General features: G+C 64.1%; 24 protein-coding genes, 1 tRNA gene and 1 riboswitch. Of the genes, 20 read left to right on the forward strand and 5 right to left on the reverse strand.

Features of this window, described 5'->3' with window-relative positions; genetic code table 11:
• The first annotated feature begins 47 nt into the window (after nt 1-47).
• The 3 genes from relA to JWV26_RS19520 all read left to right on the forward strand — a co-directional run bounded on the left by relA (nt 48) and on the right by JWV26_RS19520 (nt 3,817).
• Nucleotides 48-2,291 carry a GTP diphosphokinase gene (gene relA / locus JWV26_RS19510; protein WP_021490068.1) on the forward strand — a complete coding sequence of 748 codons (2,244 nt, stop codon included), beginning with the start codon at nt 48-50 and terminating at the stop codon, nt 2,289-2,291.
• Between the two features lie 11 nt (nt 2,292-2,302).
• Nucleotides 2,303-3,133, forward strand: a complete 831-nt coding sequence (gene mazG / locus JWV26_RS19515) for a nucleoside triphosphate pyrophosphohydrolase (RefSeq protein ID WP_206417601.1) — start codon at nt 2,303-2,305, stop codon at nt 3,131-3,133.
• A gap of 144 nt (nt 3,134-3,277) precedes the next feature.
• Nucleotides 3,278-3,817, forward strand: coding sequence for a DUF2058 domain-containing protein (locus tag JWV26_RS19520; protein WP_017677480.1), 540 nt, complete (start codon nt 3,278-3,280; stop codon nt 3,815-3,817).
• Nucleotides 3,818-3,921: 104 nt separating this feature from the next.
• On the opposite strand, the gene JWV26_RS19525 is transcribed toward JWV26_RS19520, so the two are convergent.
• Nucleotides 3,922-4,194, reverse strand: coding sequence for a Rho-binding antiterminator (locus JWV26_RS19525; RefSeq protein WP_079784061.1), 273 nt, complete (start codon nt 4,192-4,194; stop codon nt 3,922-3,924).
• A gap of 120 nt (nt 4,195-4,314) precedes the next feature.
• Nucleotides 4,315-5,562: an OprD family porin gene (locus tag JWV26_RS19530; RefSeq protein WP_072424607.1), complete on the reverse strand. Its 1,248-nt coding sequence runs from the start codon at nt 5,560-5,562 to the stop codon at nt 4,315-4,317.
• Between the two features lie 319 nt (nt 5,563-5,881).
• Here JWV26_RS19530 and JWV26_RS19535 point away from each other — a divergent pair, with 319 nt between their 5' ends.
• Together JWV26_RS19535 and JWV26_RS19540 are read left to right on the forward strand one after the other, a co-directional pair.
• Entirely contained in the window at nt 5,882-7,024 is a 1,143-nt protein-coding gene (locus JWV26_RS19535; RefSeq protein ID WP_196456233.1) for a DUF5610 domain-containing protein, read from the forward strand.
• A gap of 48 nt (nt 7,025-7,072) precedes the next feature.
• A complete protein-coding gene (locus tag JWV26_RS19540; protein WP_003461739.1) occupies nt 7,073-7,309 on the forward strand; it encodes a glutaredoxin family protein in 237 nt (78 codons plus the stop codon).
• A 61-nt stretch (nt 7,310-7,370) separates the two neighbouring features.
• On the opposite strand, the gene JWV26_RS19545 is transcribed toward JWV26_RS19540, so the two are convergent.
• The 3 genes from JWV26_RS19545 to mobA all read right to left on the reverse strand — a co-directional run bounded on the left by JWV26_RS19545 (nt 7,371) and on the right by mobA (nt 8,476).
• Nucleotides 7,371-7,447: transfer RNA gene (locus JWV26_RS19545), tRNA-Pro, on the reverse strand.
• 130 nt (nt 7,448-7,577) lie between these two features.
• Nucleotides 7,578-7,799 carry a YgdI/YgdR family lipoprotein gene (locus JWV26_RS19550; RefSeq protein ID WP_017677476.1) on the reverse strand — a complete coding sequence of 74 codons (222 nt, stop codon included), beginning with the start codon at nt 7,797-7,799 and terminating at the stop codon, nt 7,578-7,580.
• A gap of 86 nt (nt 7,800-7,885) precedes the next feature.
• Entirely contained in the window at nt 7,886-8,476 is a 591-nt protein-coding gene (gene mobA / locus JWV26_RS19555) for a molybdenum cofactor guanylyltransferase MobA (RefSeq protein WP_072424610.1), read from the reverse strand.
• 68 nt (nt 8,477-8,544) lie between these two features.
• Here mobA and moaB point away from each other — a divergent pair, with 68 nt between their 5' ends.
• The 15 genes from moaB to JWV26_RS19630 all read left to right on the forward strand — a co-directional run bounded on the left by moaB (nt 8,545) and on the right by JWV26_RS19630 (nt 21,313).
• Complete coding sequence (gene moaB, locus JWV26_RS19560) at nt 8,545-9,084, forward strand: molybdenum cofactor biosynthesis protein B (protein ID WP_045732987.1); 540 nt, start codon at nt 8,545-8,547, stop codon at nt 9,082-9,084.
• Complete coding sequence (locus tag JWV26_RS19565) at nt 9,081-10,295, forward strand: molybdopterin molybdotransferase MoeA (RefSeq protein WP_206417602.1); 1,215 nt, start codon at nt 9,081-9,083, stop codon at nt 10,293-10,295. The genes moaB and JWV26_RS19565 overlap by 4 nt, the downstream gene beginning before the upstream one ends.
• A gap of 149 nt (nt 10,296-10,444) precedes the next feature.
• Nucleotides 10,445-11,065 carry a C40 family peptidase gene (locus JWV26_RS19570; protein WP_206417603.1) on the forward strand — a complete coding sequence of 207 codons (621 nt, stop codon included), beginning with the start codon at nt 10,445-10,447 and terminating at the stop codon, nt 11,063-11,065.
• Nucleotides 11,066-11,150: 85 nt separating this feature from the next.
• On the forward strand, nt 11,151-11,675 hold the full coding sequence (locus JWV26_RS19575) for a C40 family peptidase (protein ID WP_206417604.1): 525 nt from the start codon (nt 11,151-11,153) through the stop codon (nt 11,673-11,675).
• 10 nt (nt 11,676-11,685) lie between these two features.
• Nucleotides 11,686-12,006, forward strand: coding sequence for a hypothetical protein (locus tag JWV26_RS19580; RefSeq protein ID WP_206417605.1), 321 nt, complete (start codon nt 11,686-11,688; stop codon nt 12,004-12,006).
• Between the two features lie 33 nt (nt 12,007-12,039).
• A riboswitch (cobalamin riboswitch) is annotated at nt 12,040-12,248 on the forward strand.
• A gap of 191 nt (nt 12,249-12,439) precedes the next feature.
• Nucleotides 12,440-13,051, forward strand: a complete 612-nt coding sequence (gene cobO, locus JWV26_RS19585; protein ID WP_045733356.1) for a cob(I)yrinic acid a,c-diamide adenosyltransferase — start codon at nt 12,440-12,442, stop codon at nt 13,049-13,051.
• Nucleotides 13,051-14,343, forward strand: coding sequence for a cobyrinic acid a,c-diamide synthase CobB (locus JWV26_RS19590; protein ID WP_206417606.1), 1,293 nt, complete (start codon nt 13,051-13,053; stop codon nt 14,341-14,343). Before cobO ends, JWV26_RS19590 begins: the two co-directional genes overlap by 1 nt.
• Nucleotides 14,340-14,993, forward strand: a complete 654-nt coding sequence (bluB, locus tag JWV26_RS19595; RefSeq protein WP_206417607.1) for a 5,6-dimethylbenzimidazole synthase — start codon at nt 14,340-14,342, stop codon at nt 14,991-14,993. Before JWV26_RS19590 ends, bluB begins: the two co-directional genes overlap by 4 nt.
• Nucleotides 14,994-14,996: 3 nt before the next feature.
• A complete protein-coding gene (gene cbiB / locus JWV26_RS19600) occupies nt 14,997-15,905 on the forward strand; it encodes an adenosylcobinamide-phosphate synthase CbiB (protein WP_206417608.1) in 909 nt (302 codons plus the stop codon).
• Nucleotides 15,898-16,908 carry a threonine-phosphate decarboxylase CobD gene (gene cobD, locus JWV26_RS19605; protein WP_079784053.1) on the forward strand — a complete coding sequence of 337 codons (1,011 nt, stop codon included), beginning with the start codon at nt 15,898-15,900 and terminating at the stop codon, nt 16,906-16,908. Before cbiB ends, cobD begins: the two co-directional genes overlap by 8 nt.
• Complete coding sequence (locus JWV26_RS19610) at nt 16,908-18,356, forward strand: cobyric acid synthase (RefSeq protein WP_074914269.1); 1,449 nt, start codon at nt 16,908-16,910, stop codon at nt 18,354-18,356. Before cobD ends, JWV26_RS19610 begins: the two co-directional genes overlap by 1 nt.
• A gap of 83 nt (nt 18,357-18,439) precedes the next feature.
• Nucleotides 18,440-18,961, forward strand: a complete 522-nt coding sequence (gene cobU / locus JWV26_RS19615) for a bifunctional adenosylcobinamide kinase/adenosylcobinamide-phosphate guanylyltransferase (RefSeq protein WP_074914271.1) — start codon at nt 18,440-18,442, stop codon at nt 18,959-18,961.
• Nucleotides 18,958-20,013, forward strand: coding sequence for a nicotinate-nucleotide--dimethylbenzimidazole phosphoribosyltransferase (cobT, locus tag JWV26_RS19620; RefSeq protein WP_093049581.1), 1,056 nt, complete (start codon nt 18,958-18,960; stop codon nt 20,011-20,013). Before cobU ends, cobT begins: the two co-directional genes overlap by 4 nt.
• The gene (cobC, locus tag JWV26_RS19625) at nt 20,013-20,585 is read left to right on the forward strand and encodes an alpha-ribazole phosphatase family protein (protein WP_074914276.1); all 573 of its coding nucleotides are present in this window, start codon (nt 20,013-20,015) and stop codon (nt 20,583-20,585) included. The genes cobT and cobC overlap by 1 nt, the downstream gene beginning before the upstream one ends.
• Entirely contained in the window at nt 20,582-21,313 is a 732-nt protein-coding gene (locus JWV26_RS19630; protein WP_206417609.1) for an adenosylcobinamide-GDP ribazoletransferase, read from the forward strand. Before cobC ends, JWV26_RS19630 begins: the two co-directional genes overlap by 4 nt.
• Nucleotides 21,314-21,342: the final 29 nt, after the last annotated feature.

A 21,342-nucleotide genomic window follows, 5' to 3' on the forward strand; every position in this document is an offset into this window, starting at 1 on the left:
GGCGACTGCTCGGTGCGACCTATGCGCGCCGTAGGGAAGGTAAGACGATGGTTCAGGTGAGAGCGCATCAGCCAGTCAACGATGACGGCAGCATCAATCTCGAGGCCTGGTTGGAGCATGTTACTCGCGTCGATCCGGCGCTGGATCGTCAGGCATTGCAAGAAGCCTGCGAGTTCGCCCGTGATCTGGAGCAGCAGGCCAACACCACACCGCATCACTGGAGCGAGGACGCATCTACATTCCGTGCCGGCCTCGACATCGCAGAAATCCTCGCCGATCTCAAGCTCGATCAGGATTCGCTGGTCGCGGCGATCATTTATCGCGGCGTACGTGAAGGCAAGATCACCCTGGCTGCGGTGCACCAGCGCTTCGGTCCGGTGGTGGCCAAGCTGATCGAAGGTGTGCTGCGCATGGCGGCGATCAGCGCCAGTATCAATCCGCGTGAATCGGTGGTGGTCGGCTCGCAGACGCAGGTCGAGAACCTGCGCAAGATGCTGGTGGCCATGGTCGATGACGTGCGCGTGGCGCTGATCAAACTGGCCGAGCGTACCTGCGCCATTCGCGCAGTCAAGGAAGCCGACGAAGAGAAGCGTCAGCGCGTGGCGCGCGAGGTGTTCGACATCTACGCGCCGCTGGCTCACCGCCTTGGTATCGGCCACATCAAGTGGGAGCTGGAAGACCTGTCCTTCCGCTACCTGGAACCTGAGCAGTACAAGCAGATCGCCAAGCTGCTGCACGAGCGTCGTCTCGATCGCGAGCAGTACATCAACGACGCCATGGCCCATCTGCGTCAGGAACTGGAGGCCACCGGCATCAAGGCCGACATCAGCGGCCGGGCGAAACACATCTATTCGATCTGGCGCAAGATGCAGCGCAAGGGTCTGCAGTTCAGCCAGATCTACGACGTGCGTGCGGTGCGCGTGCTGGTGCCGGAGGTGCGCGACTGCTACACCACCCTGGGTATCGTGCACACCCTGTGGCGGCACATTCCCAAGGAGTTCGACGACTACATCGCCAACCCCAAGGAAAACGGCTATCGCTCGCTGCACACCGCCGTGCTCGGGCCGGAGGGCAAGGTACTGGAGGTGCAGATTCGCACCCACGCCATGCACGAAGAGGCCGAGCTGGGCGTGTGCGCGCACTGGCGCTACAAGGGCACCGACGTCAAGTCCGGCTCCAACCACTACGAAGAGAAGATTTCCTGGCTGCGTCAGGTCATCGAGTGGCACGAGGAGCTTGGCGATATCGGCGGTCTGGCCGAGCAGCTGCGCGTCGATATCGAGCCGGATCGGGTTTACGTCTTCACCCCCGACGGTCATGCCATCGACCTGCCCAAGGGCGCCACGCCGCTGGACTTCGCCTACCGCGTGCACACCGAGATCGGTCACAACTGCCGCGGCGCCAAGATCAACGGGCGCATCGTGCCGCTGACCTACAGCCTGCAGACCGGTGAGCAGGTGGAGATCATCACCAGCAAGCAGGGTACGCCCAGTCGTGACTGGCTCAACCCCAATCTGGGCTACGTCACTACCAGTCGTGCGCGGGCCAAGATCGTCCACTGGTTCAAGCTGCAGGATCGCGACCAGAACGTCGCCGCCGGCAAGCAGTTGCTCGAACGCGAGCTGGCGCGCCTGGCCCTGGTTGGCGCGGACTTCGACAAGCTGGCCGAGAAGGCCAACCTGAAAACCGCCGAGGACCTGTTCGCGGCCCTGGGCGCTGGCGACGTGCGCCTGGCCCATGCGGTCAACCTGGCCCAGCAACTGCTCGAGCCGGAGCGTAGCAACGAGCAACTGGAACTGATCCCGCGCAAGGCGCAGGGCTTCAAACCGGGCAAGCGTGGCGATATACAGATCCAGGGCGTCGGCAACCTGCTGACACAGATGGCCGGCTGTTGCCAGCCGCTGCCGGGCGATCCGATCGTCGGTTACATCACCCTCGGCCGTGGCGTCACCATTCACCGTCAGGACTGCCCAACGGCGTTGCAGCAGACTGCGCGCGAGCCGGAGCGGATGATCCAGGTGAGCTGGGGGCCGGTACCGGTGCAGACCTACCCGGTGGAAATCGTCATCAAGGCCTACGACCGTTCCGGTCTGCTGCGTGACGTGACCCAGGTGCTGCTCAACGAGAAGCTCAACGTGCTGGCGGTCAACACGCGTTCGAACAAGGAGGACAACACCGCCTCCATGTCGATCACCGTGGAGATTCCCGGGCTCGATGCCCTTGGCCGTCTGCTGGCGCGTATCGGTCAGTTGCCCAATATCATCGAGGCGCGTCGCCACCGCGTATCCTAGCGAGAGCTTTCATGTATCGACTCGACGACCTGCTGCACCTGATGGCGCGTCTGCGTGACCCGCAACATGGCTGCCCGTGGGATCTGAAACAAAGCTACGCGACCATCGTGCCCTACACCCTGGAGGAGGCTTACGAGGTCGCCGACGCCATCGAGCGTGGCGACTTCGAGCATCTGCCGGGTGAGCTCGGCGACCTGTTGTTCCAGGTGGTCTATTACAGCCAGCTGGCGCAGGAGGAGGGGCGTTTCGACTTCGCCCGGGTGGTCGATGGCATCACCAGCAAGTTGATTCGTCGCCACCCGCACGTGTTTCCCGACGGCGATCTGTACGGTGCGCCGGATGCGGCGAAGCTGGAGGAGGCTGCGGTCAAGCAACGCTGGGAAGAACTCAAGGCGCAGGAGCGCGCGGAGAAGGCTGCTGCCCCCGAGCAGCTTTCTTTGCTCGATGACGTGCCGGCTGCGCTGCCTGCACTCTCACGTGCGGCCAAGCTGCAGAAGCGTGCGGCCCAGGTCGGTTTCGACTGGCCCGAGGCACTGCCGGTGGTGGACAAGGTGCGCGAAGAGCTGGATGAAGTGCTCGAAGCCATGAGCGAGAACGACGCCGAGGCGGTTGCCGAGGAGATCGGCGACCTGCTGTTTGTCGTCACCAACCTGGCGCGCCACTTGAAGGTCGACCCGGAAGCGGCATTGCGCGCGGCCAACGGCAAGTTCGAGCAGCGCTTTCGCTTTATCGAACAAAGCGTGCGTGAAGCCGGGCGCAGCATGGACGCTTGCTCGCTGGAGGAACTGGATGCCCTGTGGGGCGAGGCCAAGAAGCTGGAGAAGCAGGCGCCTGGCTGTTGATGGATGCCGCTCGGATTGCATTCGGGTTGCGGCTTGGCTTTCGGGCTGGAGCCGCCGCTGCTTAGCCCTTATGCTGGGCGCCTTGGACTGGCAGCGCGAATCTGTGTCGCTGCCGCAACTGAATCATGTTCGGGATCTTTAGTCATGGGTCTTTCCCTGCGCGACCAGCTGCTCAAAGCCGGCCTGGTCAATGAAAAACAGGCCAAGCAGGCTGGCAAGCAACAGCAAAAGCAGAAGCGTCTGGTGCAAAAAGGCCAGGCCGAACTGGATGACAGCACACGCCAGGCCGCACTGCAGGCGCAAGCCGAAAAGGCCGCACGTGATCAGGAGCTGAATCGTCAGCAGCAGGAAAAGGCCGAGCAGAAAGCCCGCGCGGCGCAGGTCAAGCAACTGATTGAGCGTTCACGCCTGCCCAAGCTCGACGGCGAGGACTACTACAACTTCGTCGACGACAAGAAGGTCAAGCGCTTGCCGGTCAACACCATGGTGCGCAACAAGCTGTCCAACGGCTGGCTGGCCATCGTCCGTCATGGTGGTGGTTACGAGATCATTCCGCGCGAGGCTGCGCTGAAGATTCAAGAACGTGATGCCTCGCGCATCGTCCTGCTCAACACCCACGTCGAAGAGCCGGATGCCGATGATCCCTACGCGGCCTATCAGATTCCCGATGATCTGATGTGGTAATGCAGCGTTACTTCACGTTTGCGTAGGGTGCGCTGCGCGCACCGCAGATTTAGTGCGATTGCCGCCGGTGCGCATGGCGCACCCTACTGGTCGGAGCGTCGCGTTCAGCAGCGATTGCCGCTCAATAGCACCCGGCCAAAGCTGGCGCCTTCATCCTGTGGGGTGATCGCCAGCAGGCGATCCATGCGCAGGCGCTGCTCGCCATCGGTGGTACGCACCAGCAGAAACTCTTCCTTGCTCGCCGTGGTTTCCGTGGTCAGGGCCTGGCCCAGCAGGTGAGAACCGTCGACCAGTTCGATGTCCAGCTGATAGTGATGCATGCAGGCGATCTCCAGGTAGTCGTAGAGATCGCAGGCCAGGGGTTGGTAGTCGTCCATCGAGTTTTCCTCCGCGCTCGCCAGAGCCTAGTCGAGAAATGACTCCGACTGTTTTCCAGACAGATAAAAAACGCCGCAACCCGGTACAGGCGTTGCGGCGTTTTCGTGTGGCTGGAGTGTTTACATCAGGGGGATGGTGTAGCTGACGATCAGGCGGTTTTCGTCCAGATCACCGATGCTCGCATTGGAGCGCACCATTGCGTTACGCCAGCGCACGCCGAGGTTCTTCAGTGGGCCTTCCTGGATGATATAGCTGATATCCACGTCGCGTTCCCATTCCTTGCCGCTTGCGCCACCCACGCCGTCGAAGCCGTCACCGGTCACGTAGCGGACGAATGCCGTCAGGCCCGGAATGCCATAGCTGGCGAAGTTGACGTCATAACGTGCCTGCCAGGATTTCTCGTCCTTGCGGGTGAAGTCGAGAATCTGGATGTAGTTGACGATGTAGGGATCGGTCTCGGTCAGGAAGGGGAAGGCATTGTCGCCACCGACCTTCTGATAACCCACGCGGAAGGTGTGCGCACCAATGCCGGCCCAGAGGTTGACCGAGGTCAGGTCGTTATCCAGCTTGCCGCCGAGTTTGCGGCCGTTGTCCTGGGAGTCGAAGTAGGCCAGGTTGGCGCCCAGCTTCCAGTCGCCGATCGGCTGCACGTGGATCAGGTTGTACAGCTTCTGATCATAGATATCTTCCAGCTCGCCGTACCACACACCGACCGTGGTGTTGCCGCCATTGAACTTGTAGTCGCCGCCGGCGAAGTTGTAGCGGTCGCTTTCGCCGCCGACGTTGGTGGCGGTGATATCCACCCTGTCGGTGGACGCGCGTTGATTGACTTCACGCAGTTGGCCGCCATTGAGCGTCAGACCGTCGATTTCCTGCGAGGTGATCATGCCGCCGGTGAACACCTGCGGTAGCAGGCGCGAGTCGCCGGAGGAGACGATGGGCAGCTTGGGCATCAGCCCGCCGACCTTGCCGACGGTCTTGGAAATGCGTGCCTTGACCGCGCCGCTGAGCTCGGAATATTCGTCCGGCCCCTCGTTGCCGAAAGCGTTTGGCAGCAGGCCGGTGCCGGCGCGTTCATCAGACGAGTCGAGCTTCAGGCCCAGGCCGGCATAGGCGTCCAGGCCAAAACCAACGGTGCCTTCGGTGAAGCCGGACTCAGCCTTGAGGATGAAGCCCTGCGCCCATTCCTCGCGTTTGGACTGCTGGGCAGCCGTCGTGTCGCGCAGGTCGCGATTCATATAGAAATTGCGCAGCTCCAGCGTCGCTTTGCTGTCGCCGATGAAGTCAGCCTGTGCCAGGCTCGGCAAGGTCAGGCTGGCGCCCAGCGTGGCGAGGGCCACGGCGCGGGCGAGGGGAGTTTTACTCATTATTGTTGTCTCCTCGTTGTTATTAGCAGGTCGGCCACGATGTGACCGGCCAGTTACGGCGCGATGAAATAAAGCATCTCGATAGCGAGTCGACTGTAAGACTTTAGTCTCGCGGGGCTTTGAGCGCGGTTGGAGCGTAGGTGAGGGCGGCCTCTAGATCGCGGTTGTCAGGGTTTTTCTGGGTTTGGCCATCGATCGGGAAAATCTCGCCGGAGCACAAACGAGCTGAGAAAAATCGACAACCGTTGGTCGATAAAGGTTAAAGCTTGCCTTTCAACGGCCGTTAAGTTCGGCAGATAACCTGTTTGGGTACCCAGTCATGAATCCTCTGAGCTCACTGAATTCCGCCGCTTCCCGCACTGCGCAAGCCAGCCAGGCTTTGGCGGCGCGCAGTAATGCCGCCGATGCCCAGGCCACCTTGGCCAATCGCCTCGCCGAGAAGCTCGGTGTGCCGCCGGGCTCGCTGTCTGGGTCACGTGATGAATACACCCCGGAGAAAGTGGCGGGGCGGATTTTGGGCTTCATCGAGCAGCGTCTGCAGAGCGAGGCCGCTGCTGGCGCTGATCCGGCCAAGTTGGACAAGCTGCTGTCCCAGGCGCGTGATGGAGTCGAGAAGGGCTTTGCCGAGGCGCGCAAGATTCTCGATGGCATGGGCGTGCTCAAGGGGCAGGTGGCCAGCGATATAGACGATACCTACAAGCGTATTCAGGATGGCTTCGGCGATCTCGACAAACGCTTCGGCAGCGCTGCCCCGGGTGCCTCGGACAATGTTGCGGTGGCCGGTTACAGCGAGCGTTTCAGCGCGTTGGCGGAGACCTTCGACCTGTCCGTCACGACCCGCGATGGTGATCGCCTGCGCATTTCCGTGGCGCAGGCCTCGGCCAGCTGGTCGCAGAGCAGTTTCGCCGCTTCCAGCGACGGTAAGGCCACCACTGTGGTGGGCAGTAATCAGTCTGGCAGCCTGCGCATCGGTGGCTGGCAGGTGGATGTCGAGGGTGAGCTGGACGACGACGAGATTAAAGCGTTGGAGAAGCTTTTCAGTCAGGTGCAGGATCTCTCCGACAAGTTCTACGCTGGTGATCTGGCAGGTGCCTTCGACCGTGCCATGGCGCTGGATATGGACGGTGAGCAACTGGCTTCGATGTCGCTGCGCCTGACGCAGACCAGCGTGCGCCAGGCCACCGATGCCTATGGCGCCGTGGCTGGGCAGGGCGCCAGTGCGGTCAATGCCGGGCTGCAGGAATATGCTCAGGGCCTGCTCGATGCACTGCGCAGTGCCGGTGATCTGGCCCAGGACGCTGGCGGCATGCTCAAGGAGCTGCTCAAGGGTGGCTTCTCGCTCGACGAGCGCTTCGATCTGCCGCGCCTGGAAAAGGCCGACAGCCTCAACCGCAGCCTGCTCGACGGCTTGCAGTCGCTGCTTGCCGGTCAGGCGGGCAACAAGGGAGCTGACGCGAGCTGATTCAGGCCGATGCTAAACTGCACACCTTGCTGATAGTGAGGTGCGCTCATGACGCCTGAATGCCAACTTTTCGGAACCCTGGGCTGCCATCTTTGCGAGGTGGCCGAGGCGCTGCTCATGCCATTCGTCGAGAATGGGCTGCTGGTCGAGTTGATCGATATCGCCGAGCACGAAGGGATGGTCGAGCAGTACGGTCTGCGCATTCCGGTGCTGCGCCGCTGCGACAGTGGAAGCGAGCTGAACTGGCCATTCGATGCCGAGCAGGTGGTGGCTTTTCTGAGCTGAAAGGCGCTACCGACAAAGCGAAGGCAATAAAAAACCCGCCGATTAAGGCGGGTTTTTGATTTGGTCGGAGAGACAGGATTCGAACCTGCGACCTTCTCGTCCCGAACGAGACGCGCTACCAAGCTGCGCTACACTCCGAATGAGCCGTATTCTACCGAAAAACTTTTACCGCACAAGGGGTTAGCCTGAAAAAATCATCAGGCCGGTCATCCCTTTCTGCGGCCGGGGCGTGCCCCATTGTCCTTCAGCGGTGCCTTGGGCTCTCGCTTCAGAGTTCCTTGACGGTCTGCACCTGATCCTTGTTGATCGTGGCGCGCTTGCCGTCGAGTTGCTCGAATTCGTAGAAGCCGGATTCTTCATCGAACTTGGGTTTGTCTACCGTCTGTATTTCACGCCCGTCATTCAGGGTGATCACCGACGGCGTGGAGCAGCCGGCCAGCACAGTGAAGCCGATTGCCATCAGCAGGGCGGGGATTATCCGTTTGGTCATGGTCTGTCTCCTTGGGTGCTAAAGAGGTGCTATACCCTCGCTCAGACGTGAAACTACCGTATGAGTTCCGCGCAGGGCTTCTCGCTTCAGCAAGGCGATATGCCGTTCGCGAGCGTTTCCGGTGTGTTCAGGTTGGCCAGGCGGGCATCTTCCAGCGTGCAGTCGACGGCGATGGGGGCCAGGTTGCCGAACCAGCGTTGCGGGCTGCGTTCACCGGATTGCCAGGCGTGTTCCAGGTCGTCTCTGAGCCCCGTGGGCAATAGGCAGAACAGTGGCTGCCAGTAGTTGCCCTGGCGGATCACCACCGGCCGGCTCCCTGCGTGGGCAAGCAGTGACTCGATCAGTGCGCGGTCCACCAGAGGTGCGTCACAGGGCAGCACCAGCATTTGCTCGTGGCGTGCCGCAGCCATGCCGGCGCGGATACCCGCCAGCGGCCCCTGAAAGTCCTGATCCTGATCTGCGACCAGTTGGTCGGCGTAGCGTGCATAGTGCTCCGTGTTGCGGTTGCAGGAGATGATCAGGTCGTCGCTCAACGGTCTGGTCAGATCATGCAACCACGCGATCAGTGGTCGACCGCGCCACTCCAGCAGGCCCTTGTCGCGGCCGCCCATGCGCAGGCCTCGGCCACCGGAAAGCAGTAGCACCGAGCAGGTAAGGCGGGCGTTGAATGCGGGCATGTGTGCAGTCTCCGAAGGCAGGCTGTGTGATATAACAGCGCCCATTCTCTCCCAATTGGATGCCTGCCATGAACCATAAGGCCGACGCGGTTTTTGTACCGCTGAATATTGCCGTGCTGACCGTCAGCGACACGCGCACGCTGGAGACCGACACCTCGGGTCAACTGCTGGTCGACCGTCTGACCGCCGCCGGGCACCAACTGGCCGCTCGCGTTCTGCTCAAGGATGACCTCTACAAGATCCGCGCCCAGGTGGCGACCTGGATTGCCGAGGATCAGGTTCAGGTGGTGGTGATCACTGGCGGTACCGGTTTCACTGGGCGTGACAGTACGCCGGAAGCGGTCGCCTGCTTGCTGGACAAACAGGTCGACGGTTTTGGCGAGCTGTTCCGGCAGATCTCCGTGGCCGATATCGGCACGTCCACCATCCAGTCGCGTGCGCTGGCCGGTCTTGCCAACGGCACGCTGGTGTGCTGCCTGCCGGGTTCGACCAATGCCTGTCGTACCGCCTGGGACGGCATCCTCGGCGAACAACTGGATGCACGGCATCGTCCCTGCAACTTCGTGCCGCATCTGAAGCAGGTGGGCGCCTGCGAGACACGCGGATGAGTGGTTGCGACCACCCCGGTCTGCTGCCCATGGAGGCGGCGCTGGAGCGCCTGCTGGCTCTGGCGGATGCGGCGCCAATCGAGCAGATCGAGCAGGTCGTGCTGGCCGAGGCTGATGGTCGTGTGCTGGCCGAGCCGCTGATTGCGGCGCTGGATCTGCCGCCTTGGGCCAACAGCGCCATGGACGGTTACGCCCTGCGCCTGGCCGATTGCAATGGCCAGGCGTTGCCGGTCAGCCAGCGCATTCAGGCGGGCACCGCGCCCACACCGCTGGAGCCCGGAACCTGCGCGCGCATCTTCACTGGTGCGCCGCTACCGGAAGGTGCCGACACCGTCGAGATGCAGGAAAACGTTGAGCTGGATGAGGCAGGGCGCGTGCATTTCCGCGAGCCGCTGAACGTCGGGCAGAACGTACGGGCTCAAGGTCAGGAAACCCGCAGCGGCGAATGCGTGCTGCCGGCCGGTACCCGCCTGGGACCAATCGAACTGGGGCTGGCAGCCTCTCTTGGGGCTGCACGGCTGTCGGTGCGTCGGCGCCTGCGCGTTGCTGTGCTGTCCACCGGTGATGAGCTGGTCGAGCCGGGGCAGGCGCTTGGGGCGGGGCAGATCTACAACAGCAATCGGCGTCTGCTGATTGCCTGGTTGCAGCGGCTGGGTTGCAGCGTGGTGGATGCGGGCATATTGCCTGATGACCTGCAGCGCACCCGCGAAGCGCTGGGCGCTCTGGACAAGGTCGATCTGATTCTCTCCACCGGTGGCGTTTCGGTGGGGGAGGCGGATTTTCTCGGCATAGCCCTGCGCGAGGCGGGCGAACTGGCGCTGTGGAAATTGGCGATCAAGCCAGGTAAACCGCTGACCTTCGGCCACTACCAGGGCGTTCCGGTAATAGGTTTGCCAGGCAACCCGGCCTCGACACTGGTCACCTTCGGACTGCTGGCGCGTCCTTACATGCTGCGTCGTCTTGGTGTGCAGCGGGTCGAACCACTGGGCTTCGCGGTGCCGGCAGGTTTTACCTGGGGGAAGCCGGGTATGCGCCGTGAGTACCTGCGCGCGCGTCTGGAGCAAGGGCGCGTGGTGCCCTATGCCAACCAGAGTTCCGGCGTTTTGCGCAGCGCCGCCTGGGCCGAAGGGTTGGCCGAGGTGATGGAGGGCAGCACGCTGACCGAAGGGGATATGCTGCGTTTCATTCCCTTGAGCGAGATTCTCGGCTAGCGCCTGAATCGCCCGGCTGCAGGCATGGTCGGGCGCTTTAGATGGCGCGGCGAAACTACTGGGTCACATTTCTAACGATAGAATTTGCAAATGGGCCTTGTAGAAGGCATAGTCGCCGACTTGTAAATTCAACCGACACGGTCGTGCCCATGCTAAAACGCTTCGCACCCCTCGTGCCTCTTGCACTCACAGTCTTGCTCGCTGCCTGCGCCGGCCACTCGCCGCAACCGCAGACAGGCGATGCTGCGGCCGAGCCAGTTGCTCGCCCGCTCTCTCAGCAGGTTGAACCTGCCGACGATGAAATCACCGCGCTGATCGACGACAAACCCTATGAAATGCCGCAGCTGGCAGACAGCCTGCTCGATCTCGGGCGTTCGCTGATCGGCACTCGCTATCGCTACGGTGGCACCTCGGTGCAATCCGGTTTCGATTGCAGCGGTTTCGTTGGCTACCTGTTCCGCGAGGAAGTCGGCCTGGAACTGCCACGTTCCACGCGTGAGCTGATCAACCTCGATGCGCCGAAGGTGGCGCGCGCCGATCTGGAGCCGGGCGATCTGATCCTGTTCAATGATCGTGGTCGTGGTCGCGTCAGTCACGCCGGCATCTATCTGGGTGATGATCAGTTCATCCACTCCAGCAGCAGCCGCAGCGGTGGTGTGCGCATCGACAGCCTCGACGACAGCTACTGGAACCGCAGTTATCTGCAGGCCAAGCGCGTCCTGGCGTTGGCTCCGGTGGAAGAGCAGGTCGCCGCCAAGCGCCATAACTGATGTATCACGGCGTAACTCCAGGGTTGCGCCGTTCGTCGTGTCTCGGGCAGAGTAGAGCGCATTCAGGCTCAGGATCGCCTCGCTTATGCCCGTCACGACCCGTGTTGCCCTCATCGCTCTCGTTCTGCTGCTGAGTGCCTGCAGCAGTCGCGCTCCTTCTCCCCAGCCCAGTTACACCCCTCCAGCCACTTCGTCGTCTTATCAGGGCGGCGCTGAAGACGTGCTGTTCCGTGCCCTCGGTCTGGTCGGTACGCCGTATCGCTATGGTGGCAATACCCCCGAAGGTGGTTTCGACTGCAGTGGCCTGATCGGCTACGTTTATCGCGATGCTGCCGGTATCAGTCTGCCGCGTTCGACGCGTGAGCTGAGCACCATGCGCACCCCTGATGTCCGTCGCGACGCCCTGAAAAGTGGTGACCTGGTGTTCTTTGCCACCAATGGTGGCCGCGCCGTCAGTCATGCCGGGATCTATGTCGGTGATGGCCGCTTCGTCCATGCCCCCTCCACCGGTGGTACCGTGCGCCTGGACAGCCTCACCAGCGGTTACTGGCAGGGCGTCTATCTCGATGCCAAGCGGGTCATCACCCCAGAGCTCGCGCGTAATCCCTGATTTACTGTCCATGGTCGATCTCATTCGCCTGCCGCCTCAGCCTGAGGTCTGCCAGCTGTGCGCGCGCCCCGTCGCATTGACCCGGCATCACCTGATTCCCAAGGCGCTGCACGACAAGGCTTATGTGCAGAAGCGCTACCCTCGTCATGAACGTATCACCGCCACGCTGTGGGTCTGCCGCGCCTGCCATAACCAGATTCATCGTCTTTTCAGTGAAAAGGAGCTGGCGCTGACCTACAACAGCCGCGAGGCACTACTGAGCGACGAGCGTTTGCGAACGTTCGTCGACTGGTTGGCGAGCAAACCGCCCGGGTTCATGCCCAGGCACTGAGTGGCGTTGACGGGCAGGGCTGCCAGCCTCTACCCTGCGCGCCTTGCTTCAGGTGCCCCGCGTTGCCGTGAATGGCGGCCATGGGGTGAAACAGGGAAGCCGGTTCCAATGCCGGCGCTGCCCCCGCAACGGTAGGTGAGTCAAACGCTGCTCGAAGCCACTGTGCTATGCACGGGAAGGCGCGGCGTCGAACCCATGGTTCGCTCACAAGCCCGGAGACCGGCCTGTCGCAGTTTCACGGCATCGCGGAGGGCGCTGTCCGGCCAACGCTCCGGTTCTACCGGGGGCGTTCGTGTTGTTTCGTCTTCCGCTCGCCTGACCAGCCATTGGCGCCTGGATGAGTGCGTGCGGATCATCGCGATCTTCTTCCTCATTGCCGTTCGTACTGTTCGATGAACAGGCGGCGCGGGTGCCTGACGTGCAGGAGCACAGCATGAGTGAGACCGCCGAGCGCGACGCCCGCCACAAGGCGCGCATGCAACGCAAGAAAGCCCTGATCGACGAAAAGATCGCCCAGGCCCAGGACGAATACGGCCTGCTGCTGGTGCACAGCGGCAATGGCAAGGGCAAGAGCAGCAGCGCCTTCGGCATGGTCGCGCGCGCCCTTGGCCATGGCATCAAGGTCGGCGTGGTGCAGTTCATCAAGGGCGCGGCCAGCACCGGTGAAGAAACCTTCTTCCGCCGTTTTCCCGAGGAAGTCAGCTATCACGTGATGGGCGAAGGCTTCACCTGGGAAACCCAGGATCGCCAACGTGATATCGCCAAGGCGCAGCAAGCCTGGGCGGTGGCACGGCATCTGCTCAGCGATGAGTCGGTCGGCCTGGTGGTGCTGGATGAGCTGAACATCGCCCTCAAGCATGGCTACCTCGAACTGGACACGGTGCTGGCTGATATCGAAGCCCGGCCGCTGTTGCAGCACGTGGTGGTGACGGGGCGCGGTGCGTTGCCTGGGATGATCGAGGCGGCTGACACCGTCACTGAAATGAGCCTGGTCAAGCATGCGTTCAAGTCCGGAGTAAAAGCACAGAAGGGCATCGAATTCTGATGGGCGCACGTCATTGTCCAGCGCTGCTGATCGCTGCGCCGGCGTCCGGCCAGGGTAAGACCACTGTCACCGCTGCGCTGGCACGTCTGCATACGCGCCAGGGTCGGCGGGTGCGGGTGTTCAAGTGCGGCCCGGACTTTCTCGATCCGATGATCCATGCGCGTGCCAGCGGCGCGCCGGTGTACCAGCTCGACCTGGCCATGGTCGGCGAAGCAGAGAGCCGTCGCCTGCTGTGGCAGGCGGCCGGCGAGGCCGATCTGATCCTGATCGAAGGGGTGATGGGCCTGTTCGACGGCAAGCCCTCGGCGGCCGACCTGGCCCGCCACTTCGGCGTGCCGGTGCTGGGCGTGATCGACGGTGCGGCCATGGCGCAGACCTTCGGCGCCCTGGCCCACGGGCTTGCCACCTTCCAGCCGGACTTGCCCTTTGCCGGCGTGCTCGGCAACCGTGTCGCCAGCACGCGGCATGGCGAGATTCTGCGTGATGCGCTGCCAGCGAGCATTCGCTGGTTTGGCGCGTTGCCGCGTAGCGCTGCGGTGGAGCTGCCCAGCCGCCATCTGGGGCTGGTGCAGGCCGGTGAGTTGGCCGATCTGGACGCACGTCTGGACGCCGCGGCCGATGCGCTGGCGGCCAGTGCCAACGTCGACCTGCCGCCTGCGGTGAGCTTCGCTGCGCCGCAGGTCGATGAACTGGCGCCGCTGTTGGCTGGCGTACGTATCGGCGTGGCGCGCGATGCGGCGTTCGCCTTCCTTTATCAGGCCAATCTCGATCTGCTGCAGGCACTGGGCGCCGAGTTGCATTACTTCTCGCCGCTCACTGATCGCGAGCTGCCAAAGGTGGACAGCCTCTATCTGCCTGGCGGATATCCGGAGCTGTACCTTGCCGAGCTGGAAGGTAACCAGCTGATGGCCGCGGCGATTCGTGCTCATTATCAGGCCGGCAAGCCCTTGCTCGCCGAATGTGGCGGCATGCTCTATCTGCTCGATGAACTGCGCGACAAGCAAGGTGCCAGCGGGCGCATGCTCGGCCTGCTGGCGGGCAGCGCGGCCTTGCAGCCACGGCTGACCGCCCTGGCCTTGCAGCAGGTGACGCTGCCCGAAGGCGAGCTACGTGGCCACAGTTACCACCACTCGCGGCTGGAAAGCCCCTTGCAGCCTCTGGCGTTCGGCCGCTGCCCGAACGGCAAGCCGGTGGCTGAGGCGGTTTATCGCCTGGGGCGACTCACGGCCAGCTATATCCACTTCTACCTACCGTCAAACCCGGAGGCGGCCGCTGCGCTGTTACGCCCATGAGCGAGCATGCCTTCAGCCATCAGGAGCGCGCGGCGGTGTATCGCGCCATCGCCGAGCGCCGCGATATGCGTCATTTCAGCGGCGGCGAGGTGCCAGCCGAGGTCCTGGCTCGGCTGCTCGAAGCCGCCCACCACGCGCCGAGCGTTGGCCTGATGCAGCCTTGGCGCTTTGTGCGCGTCAGTGACCGGCAACTGCGTGAGTCCATTCATGAGCTGGTGGAGGCCGAGCGGGTGCACACTGCCGAGGCCCTCGGCGAGCGCAGTGACGAGTTCATGCGGCTGAAGGTCGAAGGTATTCGCGACTGCGCCGAGCTACTGGCGGTGGCGCTGATGGAAGGACGCGACGCACATGTCTTTGGACGACGCACCCTGCCGGAAATGGATATGGCCTCGGTGGCCTGCGCCATTCAGAATCTGTGGCTGGCTGCGCGGGCCGAAGGGCTCGGGCTCGGTTGGGTATCGTTGTTCGACCCCGAGGCACTGGCGGCATTGTTGGGCATGCCGGCGGGCAGCAAGCCGGTAGCGCTGCTGTGCCTGGGGCCGGTTCAGGCCTTTTACGACAAACCGATGCTGGTGGAGGAGGGTTGGGCCACGCCCCGACCGCTATCGGAATTGTTGTTCGAGAATCGATGGGGATCATCTGGTGAGTGAACGATGAGCCTGGCGCTGATCACCTGCGTCGGCGTGGCGCTGGACGCCGTGCTGGGCGAGCCCAGACGCGCGCATCCGCTGGTGGCCTTCGGTCGCCTGGCGGGGCGCCTGGAGCAGCGCTTCAACCCGGCTGGTGGCGGCTGGCGCAGCCATGGCGTAACGGCCTGGTGCCTGGCGGTGCTGCCCCTGACCCTGCTCACCTGGCTGTTGGTGCACCTGACCTCGCTTGGCTGGGCGGTGGAGATCTTCGCCCTGTACTTCGCCCTTGGTCTGCGCAGCCTGTATGAGCACGCGCAGCCGGTGGCCCGTGCGCTGCGTCTGGGTGACCTAGCCCTGGCGCGCGAGCGCGTCGGCTGGATGGTCAGCCGCAATACCGCCGAGCTGGACGCAACCGGGGTGGCCCGTGCCGGCACCGAATCGGTGCTGGAAAACGGCTCCGACGCAGTGTTCGCCGCCTTGTTCTGGTTCATCGTCGCTGGCGCGCCGGGCGTAGTCCTGTACCGCCTGAGCAACACGCTCGATGCCATGTGGGGCTATCGCAACGAACGCTTCGAGCGTTTTGGCTGGGCCGCGGCGAAGATCGATGACGTGCTCAATTACATCCCGGCGCGCCTGGTGGCGCTGACCTATGCGCTGCTTGGGCGTACTGCCCTGGCCATGCGCTGCTGGCGCCGGCAGGCGCCCTTGTGGGACAGTCCCAATGCTGGCCCGGTGATGGCCGCTGGTGCCGGAAGCCTGGGCGTTAGTCTGGGCGGTGCGGCGGAGTATCACGGCGAGGTGCATGAACGCCCACAACTGGGCGAAGGCCCACCGCCGCGGGCGCGGGATATCGAACGGGCGATGAACAGGGTTATCGCCGGGGTTGGCTTGTGGCTGTTATGCCTGATCGTCTGGGAGGTGTTGGGTGCTTGAACATGGAGGTCGTCTGCGCGCAGCGGCGCAGCGCTATGGCATCCCACTGGAGGACTGGCTGGATCTGTCCACCGGGGTCGCACCCTACGGCTGGGACCTGCCGGCGGTACCGGGCTCTGCCTGGGCGCGCCTGCCTGAATCGGACGACGGCCTGGAGCAGGCGGCGCGCGATTATTACGGCGCCGTCAGCCTGCTGCCGGTAGCCGGCTCGCAGGCGGCGATCCAGGCCCTGCCACGTCTGCGCGCGCACAGCAGCGTGGGTATCCTCGCACCGACCTATGCCGAGCACGCTGCCGCCTGGCGCCGCGAGGGGCATCGGGTGATCAAGTTGAGCGAGGGTTCGGTGCATCGCGCGCTGCCGCAAGTGGATGTACTGCTGGTGGTCAACCCCAACAATCCGACCGGCCGCCTGATCGAGCCGGCGCGCTTGCTCGACTGGCACGATGAACTGGCCGAGCGCGGCGGCTGGCTGGTGGTCGACGAAGCCTTCATCGATTGCACGCCGGAGCACAGCCTGGCCGCCTACAGCGACATGCCGGGGCTGATCGTGCTGCGCTCGTTTGGCAAGTTCTTCGGTCTGGCCGGTTTACGTCTGGGTTTTGTCCTGGCTGCACAGGCCTTGCTGGATGAGCTGGAGGCGCTGCTCGGGCCCTGGGCCGTCAGTGGCCCGGCGCGCAGCGTGGCGCGCAGCCTGCTGGTCGATGGCGAGGGGCAGCACCGCCAGCGTGAGCGCCTGCTGGCTGACGGCGAGCGCCTCAAGGCGCTGCTGCGTGACTGTGGCTTGCCGTCGACCGGTGGCTCGTCGCTGTTCCAGTTCTGCTGCACCCGCCGCGCCGTGCCCTGCGCCGAGCTACTGGCACGGCGGGGCATCCTGGTACGCCTGTTCGCCGAGCTGGACAGCCTACGCTTCGGCCTGCCGGCGGACGAGGCTGGCTGGCTGCGACTGGAGCAGGGGCTGCTGGAATGCGCGCCGATATTGGCCAGTCTCGAGGAAACGCCCTGATGACCACCCTCATGGTGCAGGGCACCACCTCCGATGCCGGCAAGAGCACACTGGTGACGGCGCTGTGTCGCTGGGTACGGCGCCAGGGCGTCTCCGTGGCGCCGTTCAAGCCGCAAAACATGGCGCTCAACTCGGCAGTGACCGCCGATGGCGGCGAGATCGGTCGAGCGCAGGCGGTACAGGCGCAAGCGGCCGGCCTGGCGCCACATACCGACATGAACCCGGTGCTGCTCAAGCCCAACAGCGACATGGGCGCCCAGGTGATCATTCACGGCCGTGCCATCGGCAACATGCAGGCGCTGACCTATCACGGCTACAAGCCGGTGGCCATGGCGGCTGTGCTGGAGTCACACGCCCGCTTGCTCGAGCGTCATCAACTGGTGCTGGTCGAGGGCGCGGGCTCGCCGGCCGAGATCAACCTGCGCGCCGGCGACATTGCCAACATGGGCTTTGCCGAGGCGGTGGACTGCCCGGTAATCCTGATTGCCGATATCGACAAGGGCGGCGTGTTCGCCCATCTGGTTGGCACCCTGGAGCTGCTCAGCCCGAGCGAACAGGCGCGTATCCAAGGGTTCGTAATCAATCGCTTTCGCGGTGATATCGCGCTGCTCAAACCAGGGCTGGACTGGTTGGAGCAGCGCACCGGCAAGCCCGTGCTCGGCGTACTGCCGTATCTGATGGATTTCCACCTGGAAGCCGAAGACGCCGTCGATACCCGGCAGCAGGCCAAGGATGCACAGGCGCTGCGCGTGGTGGTGCCGGTGTTGCCACGTATCAGCAACCACACCGATTTCGACCCGCTAAGGCTACACCCGCAGGTGCAACTGACCTTCGTCGGGCCGGGCCAGGCCATCCCGCCGAGCGATCTGGTCATCCTGCCCGGCTCCAAGAGTGTGCGCGCCGATCTCGCACGGCTGCGCGAGCAGGGCTGGGACGCGGCCATCACCCGCCACCTGCGCTACGGCGGCAAGCTGCTGGGCATTTGTGGCGGCCTGCAGATGCTTGGCCGGCAGATTCACGACCCGCACGGTCTGGAAGGCGCTGCCGGCAGCAGCGAGGGCCTCGGCCTGCTGGATTTCGAGACGCTGCTGGAGCCGGAAAAACAGCTGCGTAACGTCCGCGGTCGGCTGTGCCTGGAGCAGGCTGATGTCAGCGGCTACGAGATTCATGCCGGCGTCAGTCGTGGTCCGGGTCTCAACGGCGCCGTGCAGCTCGATGACGGTCGCAGCGATGGCGGTCTCAGCGCCGATGGCCAGGTGCTCAGCACCTACCTGCACGGCCTGTTCGAGCAACCCTCGGCGCTCGCCGCACTGTTGCGCTGGGCCGGGCTGCATGAGGTGCAGACGGTGGACTACCAGGCGTTGCGCGAGCGCGATATCGACCGCCTGGCGGACCAGGTGGAACTGCATCTGGATACTGAAAAACTCAGAGCGCTTTGCGGCCTGTAGGAGCGAGCTCTGCTCGCGAAGCTTTTATGTCCCGTACGCGAGCAGAGCTCGCTCCTACGGGAGAAATGAATGTGGATGGAAGCATGCTTGAATTGATCCTCGGCGGTGCCCGTTCCGGCAAGAGCCGGCTGGCGGAGAAGCTGGCCGACGAGTCTGGATTGGAGGTCGTTTACATCGCCACCAGCCAGCCGCTCGATGGCGAGATGAATGCGCGCGTCGCTCAGCATCGCGCGCGTCGCCCGCCGCACTGGGCGCTGGTCGAGGAGCCGCTGGCGCTGGCCCATGTGCTGCGCGAACAGGCCGCGCCCGGTCGTTGCCTGCTGGTGGACTGCCTGACCCTGTGGCTGACCAACCTGCTGATGCAGGACGATCCGGCTCGGCTGGCAGCCGAACGCGATGCGCTACTCGGCTGCGTGGACGAACTGCCCGGACGAATCCTGCTGGTCAGCAACGAAACCGGGCTGGGTGTGGTGCCGCTGGGCGAGCTCACCCGCCGTTATGTCGATGAGGCCGGCTGGCTGCACCAGGCGCTGGCCGAGCGCAGCCAGCGCGTGCTGTTCACAGTCGCCGGTTTGCCCATGGTGTTGAAGGGAGAGGCGTTATGAGTCTGCAATGGTGGCAAGGGCCTTGTCAGCCGCTCGATCATGTTGCGCGGCTCAAGGCCGAGACACGTCAGCAGCAATTGACCAAGCCGGCGGGTTCGCTGGGGCGGCTGGAGAGTCTCGCGATCCATCTGGCCGCATTGCAGGGGCGCGAGCGGCCGAGCCTGGACACACTGTCGATCGCCATCTTTGCCGGTGACCATGGCGTGGTGGCCGAAGGGATTTCCGCCTACCCGCAGGCGGTGACGGGGCAGATGCTGGCCAACTTCGTCACTGGCGGTGCGGCGATCAGTGTGCTCGCGCGTCAGTTGGATGCGGCGCTCGAGGTGATCGACCTGGGTACTGCCGAACCCTTGCCGCCGCTGCCAGGCGTGCGTCATCTGCAGGTCGGTGCTGGTACGCAGAACTTTGCCCGTGATCCGGCGATGACCCTGGCGCAGGTGATGATCTGCCTGGAGGCCGGTCGCGACAGCATCCAGCGTGCGCGCGCCAGCGGTTGCGATCTGTTCGTCGGTGGCGAGATGGGCATCGGCAACACCACCGCGGCGGCAGCGCTGGCCTGCTGGCTGCTGAGTTGCCCGGCGAGCGAGCTGGCAGGTCCCGGCACCGGGCTGGATGGCGCGGGTGTGGCGCACAAGGCGCGGGTGATCGATGCCGCGTTGGCCCTGCACTGTGCGCGGATCGACGGGCCATTGCAGGCGCTGATCCACCTGGGTGGCTTCGAGATTGCAGCGCTCACCGGCGCCTACCTGGCCGCCGCGCAGCAGGGTATCGCGGTATTGGTCGATGGCTTTATCTGCAGCGTTGCGGCCTTGCTCGCCGTGCGCCTGAACCCTGGCTGCCGCGACTGGCTGCTGTTCGCCCATCACGGTGCCGAGCCCGGTCATGTTCGTGTGCTGCAGGCGCTGGAGGCCGAGCCGCTATTGGAGCTGGGCTTGCGTCTGGGTGAGGGCAGCGGCGCCGCGCTGGCCGTGCCATTGCTGCGTCTGGCCTGTGCCCTGCATGGCCAGATGGCGACCTTCACCGAAGCGGCCGTCGCCGAAAGGCCGAGCTGATGCTGCATCTGGAATTGCTGCGTCACGGTGAAACCGAGCTGGGCGGTGGGCTGCGTGGCAGCCTGGATGATGCGCTGACCGAGCAGGGCTGGGCGCAACTGCGCGCAGCGGTGCAGGACGCCGGCCCCTGGGATAGCCTGATCAGCTCGCCACTGCAGCGTTGCGCGCGTTTTGCCGAGGAAATCGCGCTGGCCAATGCCTTGCCGCTGCACTACGAGGCGGATCTGCAAGAGCTGCATTTCGGTGATTGGGAAGGGCGCACTGCTGCACAGCTGATGGACAGCGATGCTGAAGCGCTGGGCTGCTTCTGGGCCGATCCCTATGCGTTCACACCGCCTAATGGCGAGCCGTTGCTGCAGTTCGAGGCGCGTGTGCTGGCTGCCTTGCGACGCTTGCAGCAGCGCCATGCGGGAGAGCGGCTGCTGCTGATCACCCACGGCGGCGTGATGCGCCTGCTACTGGCGCGCGCGCGTGGCCTGCCACGCCAGGACCTGCTGCAGGTCAACGTCGGCTATGCCCAGCGTTTTCGTCTGAGCCTGGATGCCGATGGGCAACTGGCGGAGTTGCCATGATCGCGTTGCTGATCGCCCTGCAGTTCCTCACTCGTCTGCCGGTCAGCCTGCCGGGCATGCCCACCCCCGAGCAGGTGGGGCGCTCGCTGCTTTGGTACCCGCTAGTGGGGCTGCTGCTCGGCCTGCTGCTGTGGGGCGCTCATCTGCTGTTGGGGCAGACACCGGCGTTATTGCAGGCGGCGATCATTCTGGCGTTGTGGGTGGGGTTGAGCGGCGGTCTGCATCTGGACGGCCTGGCCGATACCGCTGATGCCTGGGTCGGCGGTTTCGGTGATCGCGAGCGCACTCTGACGATCATGAAGGACCCGCGCAGCGGCCCCATTGCGGTGGTGGTGCTGGTGCTGCTGTTACTGCTCAAGTTCGCTGCGTTGTTCACGCTCCTGCAGGCCGGGCAGGGCATCTACCTGTTGCTGCTGCCCTGGCTGGGGCGCAGCCTGTTGCCGTTGCTGCTGGCAACCACGCCCTACGTGCGGGCCGGCGGGCTGGGTCAGGCCCTGGTCGATCATCTGCCGAGGGGGCAACTGCATTGGGTGCTGGGCGTGCATCTACTGGGCATGCTGCTGTTCGGCTGGGCGGGGCTGCTGGCGTTGGCCACGGCATTGCTGCTGTTCGTCTGGCTGCGCCGCGCGTTGCTGCTACGCCTGGGCGGCACTACCGGAGATAGCGCCGGTGCACTGGTCGAACTGGCCGAGTGCGCCGTGCTCCTGACGCTGGCCCTGAGTCTCTGATCTCAACTGTTATGGCGAGGCGGTGGGCA

The sequence above is a fragment of the Ectopseudomonas toyotomiensis genome (assembly GCF_017167985.1).
In the GTDB taxonomy this organism is placed as follows: domain Bacteria; phylum Pseudomonadota; class Gammaproteobacteria; order Pseudomonadales; family Pseudomonadaceae; genus Aquipseudomonas; species Aquipseudomonas toyotomiensis.

What these genes read in the sequence shown, in the direction of transcription:
- relA (WP_021490068.1), top strand. Translation starts at nt 48, where the DNA reads ATGGTTCAGGTGAGAGCGCATCAGCCAGTCAACGATGACGGCAGCATC.
- mazG (WP_206417601.1), top strand. Translation starts at nt 2,303, where the DNA reads ATGTATCGACTCGACGACCTGCTGCACCTGATGGCGCGTCTGCGTGAC.
- JWV26_RS19520 (WP_017677480.1), top strand. Translation starts at nt 3,278, where the DNA reads ATGGGTCTTTCCCTGCGCGACCAGCTGCTCAAAGCCGGCCTGGTCAAT.
- JWV26_RS19525 (WP_079784061.1), bottom strand. Translation starts at nt 4,194, where the DNA reads ATGGACGACTACCAACCCCTGGCCTGCGATCTCTACGACTACCTGGAG.
- JWV26_RS19530 (WP_072424607.1), bottom strand. Translation starts at nt 5,562, where the DNA reads ATGAGTAAAACTCCCCTCGCCCGCGCCGTGGCCCTCGCCACGCTGGGC.
- JWV26_RS19535 (WP_196456233.1), top strand. Translation starts at nt 5,882, where the DNA reads ATGAATCCTCTGAGCTCACTGAATTCCGCCGCTTCCCGCACTGCGCAA.
- JWV26_RS19540 (WP_003461739.1), top strand. Translation starts at nt 7,073, where the DNA reads ATGACGCCTGAATGCCAACTTTTCGGAACCCTGGGCTGCCATCTTTGC.
- JWV26_RS19550 (WP_017677476.1), bottom strand. Translation starts at nt 7,799, where the DNA reads ATGACCAAACGGATAATCCCCGCCCTGCTGATGGCAATCGGCTTCACT.
- mobA (WP_072424610.1), bottom strand. Translation starts at nt 8,476, where the DNA reads ATGCCCGCATTCAACGCCCGCCTTACCTGCTCGGTGCTACTGCTTTCC.
- moaB (WP_045732987.1), top strand. Translation starts at nt 8,545, where the DNA reads ATGAACCATAAGGCCGACGCGGTTTTTGTACCGCTGAATATTGCCGTG.
- JWV26_RS19565 (WP_206417602.1), top strand. Translation starts at nt 9,081, where the DNA reads ATGAGTGGTTGCGACCACCCCGGTCTGCTGCCCATGGAGGCGGCGCTG.
- JWV26_RS19570 (WP_206417603.1), top strand. Translation starts at nt 10,445, where the DNA reads ATGCTAAAACGCTTCGCACCCCTCGTGCCTCTTGCACTCACAGTCTTG.
- JWV26_RS19575 (WP_206417604.1), top strand. Translation starts at nt 11,151, where the DNA reads ATGCCCGTCACGACCCGTGTTGCCCTCATCGCTCTCGTTCTGCTGCTG.
- JWV26_RS19580 (WP_206417605.1), top strand. Translation starts at nt 11,686, where the DNA reads ATGGTCGATCTCATTCGCCTGCCGCCTCAGCCTGAGGTCTGCCAGCTG.
- cobO (WP_045733356.1), top strand. Translation starts at nt 12,440, where the DNA reads ATGAGTGAGACCGCCGAGCGCGACGCCCGCCACAAGGCGCGCATGCAA.
- JWV26_RS19590 (WP_206417606.1), top strand. Translation starts at nt 13,051, where the DNA reads ATGGGCGCACGTCATTGTCCAGCGCTGCTGATCGCTGCGCCGGCGTCC.
- bluB (WP_206417607.1), top strand. Translation starts at nt 14,340, where the DNA reads ATGAGCGAGCATGCCTTCAGCCATCAGGAGCGCGCGGCGGTGTATCGC.
- cbiB (WP_206417608.1), top strand. Translation starts at nt 14,997, where the DNA reads ATGAGCCTGGCGCTGATCACCTGCGTCGGCGTGGCGCTGGACGCCGTG.
- JWV26_RS19610 (WP_074914269.1), top strand. Translation starts at nt 16,908, where the DNA reads ATGACCACCCTCATGGTGCAGGGCACCACCTCCGATGCCGGCAAGAGC.
- cobU (WP_074914271.1), top strand. Translation starts at nt 18,440, where the DNA reads ATGCTTGAATTGATCCTCGGCGGTGCCCGTTCCGGCAAGAGCCGGCTG.
- cobT (WP_093049581.1), top strand. Translation starts at nt 18,958, where the DNA reads ATGAGTCTGCAATGGTGGCAAGGGCCTTGTCAGCCGCTCGATCATGTT.
- cobC (WP_074914276.1), top strand. Translation starts at nt 20,013, where the DNA reads ATGCTGCATCTGGAATTGCTGCGTCACGGTGAAACCGAGCTGGGCGGT.
- JWV26_RS19630 (WP_206417609.1), top strand. Translation starts at nt 20,582, where the DNA reads ATGATCGCGTTGCTGATCGCCCTGCAGTTCCTCACTCGTCTGCCGGTC.